Origin of the sequence: Halolamina sp., assembly GCF_036626355.1 — an archaeon.
GTDB lineage: Archaea > Halobacteriota > Halobacteria > Halobacteriales > Haloferacaceae > Halolamina.
Genome location: NZ_JAZKRY010000082.1, coordinates 1 through 12,283 on the forward strand (window position 1 = coordinate 1; position 12,283 = coordinate 12,283).

Consider the following 12,283-nt stretch of genomic DNA (forward strand, 5'->3'; position numbering starts at 1 on the left):
TCACCAACCGTCGACGGATTCACACAGCGACGGTGGAGTTTCCGCGGTCGCGAGACGGAGCTCGCGACAGGTCACCAACCGTCGCTGGAAAACAACCCAATACTTGTCCGAATCCCACTTCGGAAGCAGTTGAGTGCCATATTCTCGTCAGGTGAGTGGTTGTTCTCGTCCTCGTTTGCGTACGGAACCGTGATGCAGGGGAGGCCGATTTCCCGCTCGAACACCGCAGTCGGGAGCGACCCACCAAGGGTTGGCTTCAGAATCGGCTCGTCGGGCCACGCCTCGCTGACCGCACGCATCACCGGCTCGCGAACGGGGTGGTCCAGCGCCGTGCGCTGGGGATGCATCTGCCCCATCTTCGTGACCGCCACGTCACAGACGCCGGTGGCGTGCTCGTGGACGTGCTCCTCGAACGCCTCGTAGATCGTTTGGGGGTCCTGGTCGGCGACCAGCCGCATATCCATCTTCAGGGTCGCGGTGGAGGGGAGGATGGTTTTGCTCCCGTCGCTGCCGTACCCCGAGGTGAACCCGGCGATGTTGCAGGTGGGGTAGTAGAGCAGCTTCTCGAGGTAGCTATCGCCCGGACCCTCCGCGAACGCCGAGATGTCGAGGTCGGCTTTCACCGCCTCGGCGTCGAACGGCATCGCGTCGAGCGCCTCCCGGTCGGCTTCGCCGATGGGCCGCACGTCGTCGTAGAAGCCGTCGATGGTGACGCGGCCCGACTCGTCCTTCAGCGAGGCGAGGATGCGGACCAGTTCCCAGGCCGGGTTGGGGACCGGGCCACCGTAGTTGCCCGAGTGCAGGTCGCGGTTCGGCCCCCGAACGTCGACCTGGACGTACTGCATCCCGCGAGCGCCCATCAGTACGTGGGGACGACCGGAGGGGTCGATGGGACCGTCGGCGACGAACGCGAGTTCGGCGTCGCCAAGCACCTCGGCGTGGTCCGCCACGACCGAATCGAGGTTCGGGCTCCCGCTCTCCTCCTCGCCTTCCAAGAGGAGCGTGACGTTCGTCTCCAGGCCGGTGGTCTCCTGGAGCGCCCGGACTGCACAGAGATGGGTGAACCACTGGCCCTTGTTGTCTCCGGCACCGCGGGCGTAGATTCGATCGCGCCCGTCCGGGCCGGCGCGAATCGTCGGCTCGAAGGGGGGTGTCGTCCAGTTGGCGGGGTCTGCGGGCTGGACGTCGTAGTGGCCGTAGACGAAGACAGTCGACGCGGTCTCAGCGTCGGCGCACGGTTGGCCCTGCCCACCCGCCCCCTCGTTGGCCTCGGCATGGGCAATTACCGCCGGTTGGCCCGGCGTCTCGACCGTGACCACGTCGTCGAAACCGTACTCCTGGCAGAGCTCCTGGACCAGTTCAACACACTCCCCGACACCCTCGCCCGTTGCGCTGATGGAGGGCTGGGAGAGCAGGTCGAACAGGTCGTCCAGCTGCTCTTCCTCGTGGTCTTTCACGAAACTGACTGCTTCCCCGCTCATCGGCGCTCACCCATGATCGTGTCCATAGCGCTGGGTGGTCCCGGAGTGCCTAAATCCCCACCGGATGCGGCGACTATGTCGAGCGGCTGATTCGCGACTCAGTTCTCTTCCTTGCCCAATCGGAGAACCATGAGGAGCACGGCGACGAGAAGAGCGATGACCACGCCCCAGCTGAGCGGACTCCCGAGCAACCGGTTCGGCGTCTCGGTCTCCACCTTCGTCCAGTGAGAGGTCAGTTCGGTGGGCGACCGCGTTGCTGACGGGCTGGGGTCCGGTTCTGCTGGGAGCAGTTGGCTCCCACCGGACCAGTTGGTCAAGAAGGCGTCGCAGGACTCGGTTCGGCGCTCGTCGACCCCCTCACTCCCCGTCATCTCGTGGACGCCGGTCGCGCCCAACTGTCGGGCGCTCGGACCCGACGACTCGTCCCCAGTTCCGATTCGTTCGGCGTCGTACGGTTGCCAGGGCGCGTAGAACTCCCAGACCACTTCACCTGTCGGCGTCACCTCCAGTAGCCGGTGCCCTCGTCGATCGACGACGAGCGTGTTGCCGTTCGGGAGCCTGTCGGCGTCGCGTGGTTCGTCGAGTTCCCCGCCTTTGAGCACCCAGGTTCGGGTCCAACTGCCGTCCTCTCTGGCGTACTCGACGACCCGGTCGTTGAGGCTATCGGCGACCAGAACCGTCGGCGTCCCGTTCGCGCCTTCGAAATAGTCGGGGTTGTGCTGTTCGAAGAGGATACCGTGACTATCGTCCTCGCCCAGTTTCCAGCGTATCTCCTTCGTCTCGCGGTCGATCGCAACCACCTGGTCGAAGTTCCGAACCGAGACCATGAACACCCCGGGTTCGATCTGCTCGACGTCGTTATTGTGCGTCCAGTCCTCGAGGAACTCTCCACCGCCACTCTGCGGGAAGGCGTCAGGATGCTCCGCGAACTGATACTCCCAGACGACCTCCTCACGCGTGCGATTGTAGACGAAGATACGGGCGTTCCCGTCCTGACTCATGTCGTTCAACAGGAGCTCGTCTTCGTTGAGCATATCCGCATCGTGGGAGTCGAGCACGTCTTCGAACCGGTGCTCGGAAACCTGCGCTCCGGTTGTCGGATCGATCTCCTCGACGACCGAGATACCGGGTTCCGTGCTCGACAGCAGGAGATTCCCGTTCGGCAGTGGGTCGACGTCGTAGAGCCACCATCGGTCTTTTGCGGACCCGTTATACACGCCGATTACCGTGCCGTTCGGGTGAATTCCGACGACCATTGCAACGGTCTTTTCGCCCCCACGGGCACCCTGTATCGACAACAGTGTCGTCCCACGCGGCTGCTCGGTCACGGTTCCAACACACGGGTTCTGGCCGGTCTGGGAGACGGACCCGGGACCCGAACCCGAACTCCGCATCATCGGCCCTCCTTCCGTGGGGACAGCAAGCGTCGCTGGAACGAGCGCAAGCGACAGACTGAGCGTCACAACGAGGAGGACGACCGTCCGACGAGCCAGCTCACGGACCATTTACATCCACAGTTTCCTAAGGAGGGTGAAAACGATGTCCCTCTGCTGTTTCTATCGGGTCGAGCAAACCCCCGGACGAGCGAGACACTGCAGACGGAGGCCGACTACGAAGACTCCGCCGAAAGGTCGAACTGACGTACATCGATGATGCGTTCGTCGTCGGTCAGCGCCGAGAGTCCCTCGTCGGGCACGTCGTCGTCGAGGCTGTACACCGTCAGCGCCTCACCACCGTCGGTCTCACGGGCGTTGTCCATCCCGGCGATGTTGACGCCGTGCTCGCCCAGGACGGTGCCGATGAAACCGATGACGCCCGGTTGATCGCGGTTCCGCGCCACGAGGAGCTGTCCCTCGGGGACCGCGTCGACGCGGAAGCCGTCGATGGAGACCAGCCGGGGCTCGTCCCCCGTGAACAGCGTCCCCGAGACCGACAGTTCGTCGTGGCCATTGCCCACGGTGACTGTCAGCAGGCTCTGGAAATCGGCCGACTGCCGGGTCTTCGTCTCGGTCACCTCGATGCCGCGCTCCTCCGCGACGCGGGCGGCGTTGACAGCGTTCACCTGCCATTCGAGCGGTTCGAAGGCGCCTTTCTGCGCGCTGGCGGTGACGAGTTCCACGTCCTCCGCGGCGATATCGCCGGCGTACGCCACTTCGACGCGCTCGAGCCGCCCGTCGAACAGTCCGGTGGCGACCTGACCAGCGGTCTCGGCCAGCCCGATGTAGGGTTCGATACGCGGGAACGTTTGCTCGTCGACCGAGGGTGCGTTGAGGGCGTTGATGACCGGCTCCCCCGCGAGCGCTGCGAGCACCTGCTCGGCAGTGCTGACTGCGACGTGCTCCTGTGCGGCTGCCGTCGACGCCCCGAGGTGGGGCGTGACGATGATATCTTCAGTGTCGAGCAGCGGGGAGTCGTCGGGTAACGGCTCCTCGGTGAACACGTCGAGCGCCGCGCCTTGCAGGACGCCATCTCCGACGGCCTCTGCCAGCGCAGCCTCGTCGACGACGCCGCCGCGGGCGCAGTTGAGCACGTAGCCGCCGTCGAGTTCCGCGAGTTCAGCCTCACCGATGAGACCCTCCGTCTCCTCGGTCAGCGGGACGTGGATGGTGAGGAAATCCGCACGGTCGAGACAGACGTCGAGGTCGACGAGTTCGGCGCCGAGCTGGTCAGCGCGCTCTTCGCTGATGTACGGGTCGTAGGCGACCAGGTCCATCCCCAGCGACCCCAGACGTTTCGCCACTTCCTGGCCGACGCGGCCGAGCCCCACGACGCCGAGCGTCTGGCCGTTGACCTCCGTGCCGAGGAACTCGCTTTTGACCCAGTCGCCGGTCTGGAGCCTGGCGTGGGCCTGCGGAATCGAGCGAGCGGTCGCGAACGCCATTGCGACAGTATGCTCGGCGGCGGCACGGACGTTCCCCTCCGGCGCGTTGGCGACGACGACGCCGTGCTCCGTTGCGGCGTCGATGTCGATATTATCGACGCCGATACCGGCCCGGCCGACGATCTGGAGGTTCGGTGCGGCCTCGAAGAGGGCCGCGGAGACGTCCGTTCCTGAGCGGACGATGAGCCCGGCAGCGTCGGAGAGAGCATGGAAGAGCTCCTCCCCCTCGATATCGTACGCGGTGACCACCTCGTGGCCGGCCTCGCGCAATCGCGCGAGCCCCGCATCGGCGATCGGATCGGTGACGAGTACCTTCACGGGTGGACGTCCATCCCATAGGGCATAATGCTTTCCTCGCCGAAGCGCGGTTACGCGGTCTCGGACGGCAAAAGTATCCATATTCGTGTACTTATCACTTGTAAATAGAATCGAGCTATTCAACTCTATGCTGACCCGGCACCGCTGGACCACTGGAACGATAACGCTGGAGGGAGAGGTGGAGCTATGACGCTGGTCGCATTTGATTTCGACGGGACGGTATCAGAGTCGGAGATGATAGTGCTGCTCGGCGAGCGTGCGGGGGTCGCCGAGGAGATCGGAGAGATCACGGCCCGGGCGATGCGGGGAGAGCTCTCCTACGCGGAGAGCCTCTATCGGCGCGCGGAGCTCCTCGAGGGGCTCCCGGAACAGGAAGCAACGGCGGCGTTCGAACAGGTATCGTTGCGCCTGGGGGCAGCCGACATCATCGACAGACTGAACGACGCCGGTCACACGACCGCCATCCTCACCGGTGGCTTCACGCCCGGCGTCGACGCGGCGCTCACCCGTGACGGTACAGCGGTCGACGTTCTCATCGCGAACGAGCTCCCGGTGGCCGACGGGGAACTCACCGGTGACGCCGACGGCCCGCTTATCGAGGAAACCAAGGACGAGGCGCTTCGCTCGCTCTGTAGCGAGAGGGGGGTCGATATCGAGAACACCGTCGCGGTCGGCGACGGCGCCAACGACCTCCCGATGCTGAACGTCGCGGGGCTCGCGGTCGGCTTCGAACCCAAGGACGCCGTCGAACCACACTGTGACGAGGTGGTCGAGTCGATGGACGAACTCAGCGCGCTGTTCGAGCGCGAGGGGCTGCTATAGCGACTGGCCACGAGAACTCTGTGCGTCCGTTACCGGAGCCGTTCTTCTGCCGCGGCGACGCCCGCCGCCGCGTCGACGTCGACGCCGATATCCTCGAACGCCCTGCCCACGACGCGAACCCCTCGGAGGAGCTGCTCGGCGGTGAGGTTCCCCATGTTGCTGACCCGAAAGATCTCCCCGCCGAGATGGGCTTGCCCGCCGGAGACGGAGACACCGCGCTCGTTCACGGCATCGAAGAAGGCCTCGCTGTCGTCACCGCGAGCGCCAGGGGGCATCTGCACGGCCGTCAGCGTGTTGGAGTACTCGCTCTCGGCATTCAGCTCGGGGAACAGCGAGAGTCCCATCGCCTCGATCGCGTCGCGGAACGCTGCGGACTGCTGGCGGTGGCGGCCGATGCGCTCGCCCATCCCCTCGTGGCGGATCTCCTCGACGGCGATTGAGAGCCCGCGGAACAGCGGGATGGCGCTCGTAAAGGGGGTCTGGTGCTGGTCAGCTTTGCGCGCGTGCCAGTCGAGGTCCTGGTAGAACGGCGCGTCCTCACCGTCGATATTCTGGGCGACCCTGTCGGCGACGTAGAGCGCCGAAATCCCCGGCGGCGCTGCAAGCGCCTTCTGGCCGTCAGTAACCGCGATGTCGACGTTCCAGTCGTCGACGCGGAACTCGTCGCCGCCGATGGAGGTCACACCGTCGACGACGAACCGGGCGTCGTGGGCAGCAGCGATCTCCCCGACCTGTTCGACGGGGTTGAGCAGCCCAGTACTCGTCTCGTTGTGGACAATCGTGACCACTCCCGTGTCGTCGGAGACGGCGTCGGCGACCGCGTCGGTGTCGACCGGGCTCCCCCACGTGAACTCGACCGGGGTGACCTCACAGTGGCGCTCGGCGATGCGCTTGAACCGTCGGCCGAACTTCCCGTTGACGACGGCGACGAGTTCGTCGTCCTCGTCGACCAGATTGGCAACTGCGCCCTCCATCCCCATCGTCGCGGTGCCGTTGAGGATGAGCGCCTGCCCGCCCGCCGAGGTGCGGGACTCATCGAGCGTCGAGCGCTCGAACACGTACTCCAGCCCGTTCTGGGCCCGCTCGTACACCGTCTCGAACGCGGCCGACCGGTGGGAGACCATCGGCTCGCTCATCGCCTCGCGCACGTCGCGGCTGAGCGGCACGGGGCCTGGGTTGAGCAGGAGGAAATCCTCTCGCATACGTTGGGCTTTGCCGCGCCGCTGTTAAATACCACGCCACCAGCGTCAAGCGGAAGCATCGACGGACTGGCAGGCTTCGCGGGAGCCGGAGCGAACAGGCGGGGGGAGAACATACTCAGCCGCCTCGCGTCGTTTTAACAGCCCCCACTGCCAAACCCTGAAGCATGACCGAGGACATCGTGTTCCGCCCAGCGACCGAGTTGGCAGCAGACATCCGAGACCGAGAGCTCTCACCGGTCACGGTCGTCGACGCCTTCCTCGACCGTATCGACGAACGTGAAGAGAAGGTGAACGCCTGGATAACGCTCGCTCGTGAACGAGCACGCGAGCAGGCTCACGAAGCCGAACGGGCAGTGGAGCGCGGCGACGACCTGGGACCGCTCCACGGCGTCCCCGTCGCAATCAAGGACCTCACCGAACTGAACGGCGTCGGCCTCACCTACGGTACGCCGGCGTTCGCAGACCACGTCGCACAGCGGGATGCCGTCGCCGTCCAGCGGCTGAAGGAGGCGGGCGCTATCCCGCTGGGGAAGACCAACACCCCGGAGTTCGGACTCAGGGTCGTCACTGATAACCAGCTCGTCGGCCCGACCGCGACACCGTTCGATCCGGAGCGCAACTCCGGCGGCTCATCCGGTGGGTCTGCGGCGGCCGTCGCTGCCGGGATGGCCCCACTTGCGGAGGGGAGCGACGCCGGTGGCTCGATCCGCATTCCCGCGTCGTTCTGCCACGCGGTCGGCATCAAACCCACGTACGGCCGCGTGCCGGTTGACTCCCGTCCCAACGCCTTCGGCAGCCACACGCCGATGACCCACAAGGGGCCCATCGCCCGAACCGTCGAGGACGCCGCAACGATGCTGGACGTGCTCGCCGGCGCACATCCACGCGACCCATTCAGCATCCCGGATAGTGACGAGGCGTTCGCCGCCGCTGTCGACCGTGACGCCTCCGAGCTTTCGGTGGGGTACAGCCCCAATCTGGGGATCTTCCCGATCGACAGCCGGGTCGAGTCCGGCGTCGAGCGAGCGGTCGACGGTCTCCGCGGCGCTGGCCTCACCGTCGAGGAGGTCGAGGTCGACCTCGGCCACACCCTTGAGGAACTGATCGAGGAGACCTCGGTGCCCATGTGGGAGGCCGGCATCGCCGCGCTCGCCGAGCGCCTGGAGGAGACGGCCGGCGTCGAAATCACTGGCGAGCACGCCGATCAGTTCCCGCCCCACGTCACCGAAATGGCCGAGAGCGGCACCGAGCGCTCGGCGGTCGAGTATCTCCGCGCCGACGAGCCCCGAACCGAGGTGTACGACGGCGTCGAGGCGGCACTCGAGGGGACGGACCTGCTGGTCTGCCCGGTGACGACGGTGCCACCCTTCGAGCACGGTATCGAGGGGCCGAGCGAGGTCGCGGGCACGCCGGTGAACCCAGAGTCAGGCTGGTTCCTCACCTCCGTCTTCAACCTCACAGGCCACCCAGCCGCCTCGGTCCCCGCGGGATTGACCGACGAAGGGCTCCCTGTCGGTGTCCAGATCGTCGGCCACCGCCACGCGGAGGCGGACGTGATTGCGGCCGCCGCCACACTGGAGCGCGAACACCCGTGGCACGACGACTACCCGGGAGCTACCAACTGAACTGACCCGGCGACAGAGAGAAGCCACTCCACCCGCAACCTCCAGCTATGACCGTTGTCGCGTTCCTCTCAGTCGCACCGGCCACAGACGAGTCGATGGCCTCCGAAGTGGCGAACGCCGTCGCCGCACTCGAGGAGTTCGACGTGACCTACGAGACCACCCCAATGGGGACCACCATCGAAACGGACGACATCGGTGAACTGTTCGACGCCGCCCAGGCCGCCCACGAGGCCGTTGACGGTGACCGAGTGGGGACGTTCCTCAAAATCGACGACAAGCGAACGACGGATACTGACGCCGCCGCGAAAGTGGAGGCCGTGGAAGCGGAGTTAGGCAGGGAGGCGCGACGCGAGCGGTAGCTCTCGCCGACCTGGGGCGGCCGCTGCGTCCCGTATCACTGCGGCGCGGCTACCGCTCGCTCAGCGGATAGAGATCGCTCGGGACGTTCTCGTAGGGCAGTTCGCTCAGGTCCGCAGGACCGATACCCGGCGCATCGACCCGAATCACCTCGCCCGCGAGTCCGGTCTCGACGAAGCCACGCCGGAAGTGAACCCGACTCTTGATGGCGAGGATGTCGACTTCGGCTTCGAACGGGATGCCAAGCTCCGCGAATATCTCCGGCGACGTCACCTGGTGGAGTTCCGGCGTGACGATGACGCGGTTCTCGTCACCGAATTGGAGAACGGCGATGGTGTCGAACGAGCTGTAGACGCTGTTGTAGGGACCGAGATACTCGACCGTTCCCGTGAGTTCGACCGGGTCGCCGGCGTACTGCTCGGCATGGCCGCCGACGTCGACGGTGACCTGCTCGCCCGCTCCGGCCGTTGCCTCGATACGCCGTACCGCCTCCTCGTCGTTGATCGTCGCGACGGTGAATCGGCTCGCACCCTGGTCGATAAGCTGCCGGAGCACGTGCGTCGAGTCGCCGATTCGGTCGGCGTGGTCGGCAAGCACGACCGGCGTGTTGCCCGATTCTGCGGCCTCGATGGCCTGGCTTACGCCGGCTTCCGTCCTGGGGAGCGTTTTGTTGGCGAAGGGCACCCTGACGCGCCAGATGTACGATTCCATGTCGTCGGCGATGCGGTCCGCGAGCGCTGGGTCGTCGTCAGTCACCACCATCACGGTGGCCCCGGCGTTGGGCACGTCGGCGTAGGCGAACCCGAAGGCGACCGAGACGAACGCCCCCGGTTCGCGGTCCTCCCAGCGTCGGGCACGTTCCATGATCTCCATCGCCGGCGAGTCGCCCGTTCCCTGGAAGACGCTCGGGGTGATGACGCCCGGCTTCCGGGTCGCCATCGTGGGCTCGTAATCGTCGCGAAGCTGTCGGTGGAGCACTCTGGCGGCCCGCTCGCCCTGGCGGTGGGAGTCGTAATGCGGGTAGCGCTTGACGATGAACACCCCGTCGGCGGCGGCTGCGATCTCGCCGTCGACGTTCGCGTGCAGGTCCAGCGTGACGTAGATTGGCGTGTCGCCGACGGCTTCCCTGACCCGGCGCACGGTTTCGGCTTCGGGTTTCGGCGTCCCGTCGACGGCCATCGCGCCGTGGAGTGAGAGGTACACGGCGTCGAGAGCTTCGATATCGGTCAGCGCGTCGGCGATACCGCAGGAGTACTTTTCGAACGCTTCCTGCGTGACCCAGCTCCCGGAGGAGCCCCCCTTCGGCCAGCGCGGGGCGTAGGCACCGACGAGCTCAGTGTCCGCGAGCTCGCGGGTGCGTGCGGCGAACCCCCGGATGTAGTCGTCGGTGTCGAGCACCGCGTCGCCGGTGAGCGGCGGGCCGTCGTGCTCCCACTCGTCGATGCCGGTGGGGCGTGAGGCAAACGTACAGGTCTCCATCACGAACCGGGCGACCCCGACTGTCAGCTCCTCGTCGGCACCGTCGGTGCCGGCTTCTGTGGCTTCATCGGCTGCGCTCTCGTTCATGGAGGTGAGCGGGCCGACGCGTGGTTAAAGCTACCGTGGGCGGCAATCCCCGTGGAACGGCTGGAGCCGGACTGAAAACCCTTTACCCGGTGACGCGGGAGATAAACGCATGGAGAGTATCAATCGAATGGCGGTCGAGCTCGTCGACGAGGCGCTCGACTTCGCCGACGAGCTCAACGTCGCGCCCTACGAACTGGAGTCGGGGGCGACCGTGCTCGACTTCGGTATCGAGGTCGACGGCGGGACGGAGGCGGGCGTCCTGCTCGCGGAGATACAGACTGCCGGGCTGGCCACGGTGACGACCCGGATGGGCCGGGTCGACGGCGCTCCGGTCCCCCACGTCGAACTGTCGACCGACCACCCCGGCATCGCGCTGCTCTGCTCGCAGAAGGCGGGCTGGGAACTCGACTTCGAGTTCTTCGATGGGCTCGGTTCGGGCCCGGCACGCGCACTCGTCGGCGAGGAGACGGAGTTCGAGGCTGTCGGCTACTACGACGAGTTCGACCTCACCGTGCTCAGCGTCGAGAGCATCGATCTCCCGGACGACCGCATCGCCAAACACGTCGCCGACCTCGCGGGTGTCGAGGAGAGCGGGGTCTTCCTCCCCGCGTACGCGCTGGGCTCCGTTGCCGGCAGCGTCGCCGCGGGGTCGCGCGCAGCAGAGCTCGCCGTCTGGCAGCTGTTCGAGACCGGCTACGACCCCGGAAAGATCGTCTCGGTCTCCGGGAGCGCCCCCATCGCCCCCGTCGGCTACGACGAAAGCGCGGCGATGGCTCGGACGAACGACGCCGTCGCCTACGGCGGCGAGGTCCACCTCACCGTCACCGAGGACGACGACGCGCTCCAGCAGATCACCTCCGACGCCGCCGGGGAGTTCGGCCGGCCGTTCGCGGAGATCTTCGAGGCCCACGACTGGGATTTCGAGGCGCTCCCCGAATCGGTGTTCGGCCCCGCCGCCGCCACCGTCGACGTCATCGACGGCCGGACCTACACGTTCGGCGGTCGCGACGACGCGCTGCTGGCCGAGAGCTTCGGCTTCTGAGGCATGCGACTCAAACCGCTCCCATCGGTGCCCGACGACCTGGAGGCCGTCGCCGCCGCACAGCAGGCAGTGCCGCTCGTTCCGGGTTCCGAGAACGACTGCTGTGCCCGGTTGCTGCGCCGCCGCGACTTCCCCAGCCGGGACGTCGCCCGCACGTGGCTCACGTTCCTTCGGGCACTCGAACTCGCCGAGGAGACCGACTCGGGCTTCCGGCGGACCGACCGCGAGCCGACGCCCGAGAACCTCCGTGAGTCCTTTGTCGGCCGGGTTTTCGGTGCCGCCGAGGCCCTCGACGCGCTCCGGGAGACCGAGAAACCGCTGCCAGCCGAAAGCGCGTTCGAGCGGCTGCGGGGGATGGTCCCAGGCTGGGAACGCCACAAACAGCGCGGCTGGGAGGACGTCTGGGAGGACCGGATCGGCGATCTGCTGGACTGGCTCGTGCTGCTGGATCTGGCCGACCGAACCGACGATGGCTACGTCGCCGCCGTGGACCAGTAGCCGGCTTGGGTAGTCCGGGTCCGATTCCGTCACTGAATCAGGCTCCCGTTCGCGAACCGTTTTCGGTCTGTCCCCGCTGATTCGCTGGTCAGGGACCACCGAGTAGCCGTTCCGCCGACCCACGCTCCGCCGGCGCCCCCCACGACGGTTTCACGACGGAAATTTTCATCGAGAACACGGTCCAAATGACGACCAATTAGGCGACGAGGCTCCCGAACGCCCTCATCCTGGCGGGCCGGACACGGGCCGTCCTCAGCATGTGGATGACGGGGCGGGCGATCAGCGCGCCGCCGAGACCCAGCCACAGCTGTCGGGTAGTGCCGACCTCCATTGATTCTCCAGTCTGATAGTGATTACTGCGAGTCTGTCCCGCCGTGACCATCCGTGTCGGTGATGGGAGCCCCTGAACCGGCGGCTTTCGACACCGTCGATGCACCTATTGGCAGTAATCACTATGAAGCCGTCCCGAAACGCGTTCCCCTTAGCTCGTG

10 protein-coding genes are annotated in these 12,283 nt (G+C 66.4%); 5 read left to right on the forward strand and 5 right to left on the reverse strand.

What is annotated here, in order from left to right; translation table 11 throughout:
- Nucleotides 1–71: 71 nt before the first annotated feature.
- The 3 genes from V5A38_RS12130 to serA form a co-directional block, all read right to left on the reverse strand.
- Nucleotides 72–1,481 (reverse strand): M20/M25/M40 family metallo-hydrolase, encoded by a 1,410-nt coding sequence (locus tag V5A38_RS12130; RefSeq protein WP_332326024.1) that lies wholly within the window; start codon nt 1,479–1,481, stop codon nt 72–74.
- Between the two features lie 98 nt (nt 1,482–1,579).
- On the reverse strand, nt 1,580–2,986 hold the full coding sequence (locus tag V5A38_RS12135; protein WP_332326025.1) for an aryl-sulfate sulfotransferase: 1,407 nt from the start codon (nt 2,984–2,986) through the stop codon (nt 1,580–1,582).
- A 104-nt stretch (nt 2,987–3,090) separates the two neighbouring features.
- Nucleotides 3,091–4,680, reverse strand: a complete 1,590-nt coding sequence (gene serA, locus V5A38_RS12140) for a phosphoglycerate dehydrogenase (RefSeq protein ID WP_332326026.1) — start codon at nt 4,678–4,680, stop codon at nt 3,091–3,093.
- Nucleotides 4,681–4,866: 186 nt separating this feature from the next.
- On the opposite strand from serA, the gene serB reads away from it, so the two are divergent.
- Entirely contained in the window at nt 4,867–5,502 is a 636-nt protein-coding gene (gene serB / locus V5A38_RS12145) for a phosphoserine phosphatase SerB (protein WP_332326027.1), read from the forward strand.
- Nucleotides 5,503–5,531: 29 nt separating this feature from the next.
- On the opposite strand, the gene V5A38_RS12150 is transcribed toward serB, so the two are convergent.
- Nucleotides 5,532–6,704, reverse strand: coding sequence for an alanine--glyoxylate aminotransferase family protein (locus tag V5A38_RS12150; protein ID WP_332326028.1), 1,173 nt, complete (start codon nt 6,702–6,704; stop codon nt 5,532–5,534).
- Between the two features lie 164 nt (nt 6,705–6,868).
- Here V5A38_RS12150 and V5A38_RS12155 point away from each other — a divergent pair, with 164 nt between their 5' ends.
- Both V5A38_RS12155 and V5A38_RS12160 read left to right on the forward strand, forming a co-directional pair.
- Nucleotides 6,869–8,329 (forward strand): amidase family protein, encoded by a 1,461-nt coding sequence (locus V5A38_RS12155; RefSeq protein WP_332326029.1) that lies wholly within the window; start codon nt 6,869–6,871, stop codon nt 8,327–8,329.
- A gap of 47 nt (nt 8,330–8,376) precedes the next feature.
- Complete coding sequence (locus tag V5A38_RS12160; RefSeq protein ID WP_332326030.1) at nt 8,377–8,688, forward strand: MTH1187 family thiamine-binding protein; 312 nt, start codon at nt 8,377–8,379, stop codon at nt 8,686–8,688.
- A gap of 49 nt (nt 8,689–8,737) precedes the next feature.
- Here the strand turns inward: V5A38_RS12160 and V5A38_RS12165 are convergent, their stop codons facing one another.
- A complete protein-coding gene (locus tag V5A38_RS12165) occupies nt 8,738–10,252 on the reverse strand; it encodes a M81 family metallopeptidase (RefSeq protein ID WP_332326031.1) in 1,515 nt (504 codons plus the stop codon).
- A gap of 109 nt (nt 10,253–10,361) precedes the next feature.
- Between V5A38_RS12165 and mch the strand changes: the two genes are divergently transcribed.
- Both mch and V5A38_RS12175 read left to right on the forward strand, forming a co-directional pair.
- Nucleotides 10,362–11,294 (forward strand): methenyltetrahydromethanopterin cyclohydrolase, encoded by a 933-nt coding sequence (gene mch, locus V5A38_RS12170; RefSeq protein WP_332326032.1) that lies wholly within the window; start codon nt 10,362–10,364, stop codon nt 11,292–11,294.
- 3 nt (nt 11,295–11,297) lie between these two features.
- Nucleotides 11,298–11,792, forward strand: coding sequence for a hypothetical protein (locus V5A38_RS12175; RefSeq protein WP_332326033.1), 495 nt, complete (start codon nt 11,298–11,300; stop codon nt 11,790–11,792).
- The last annotated feature ends 491 nt before the right edge of the window (nt 11,793–12,283 follow it).

What these genes read in the sequence shown, in the direction of transcription:
- V5A38_RS12130 (WP_332326024.1), bottom strand. Translation starts at nt 1,481, where the DNA reads ATGAGCGGGGAAGCAGTCAGTTTCGTGAAAGACCACGAGGAAGAGCAG.
- V5A38_RS12135 (WP_332326025.1), bottom strand. Translation starts at nt 2,986, where the DNA reads ATGGTCCGTGAGCTGGCTCGTCGGACGGTCGTCCTCCTCGTTGTGACG.
- serB (WP_332326027.1), top strand. Translation starts at nt 4,867, where the DNA reads ATGACGCTGGTCGCATTTGATTTCGACGGGACGGTATCAGAGTCGGAG.
- V5A38_RS12150 (WP_332326028.1), bottom strand. Translation starts at nt 6,704, where the DNA reads ATGCGAGAGGATTTCCTCCTGCTCAACCCAGGCCCCGTGCCGCTCAGC.
- V5A38_RS12155 (WP_332326029.1), top strand. Translation starts at nt 6,869, where the DNA reads ATGACCGAGGACATCGTGTTCCGCCCAGCGACCGAGTTGGCAGCAGAC.
- V5A38_RS12160 (WP_332326030.1), top strand. Translation starts at nt 8,377, where the DNA reads ATGACCGTTGTCGCGTTCCTCTCAGTCGCACCGGCCACAGACGAGTCG.
- V5A38_RS12165 (WP_332326031.1), bottom strand. Translation starts at nt 10,252, where the DNA reads ATGAACGAGAGCGCAGCCGATGAAGCCACAGAAGCCGGCACCGACGGT.
- mch (WP_332326032.1), top strand. Translation starts at nt 10,362, where the DNA reads ATGGAGAGTATCAATCGAATGGCGGTCGAGCTCGTCGACGAGGCGCTC.
- V5A38_RS12175 (WP_332326033.1), top strand. Translation starts at nt 11,298, where the DNA reads ATGCGACTCAAACCGCTCCCATCGGTGCCCGACGACCTGGAGGCCGTC.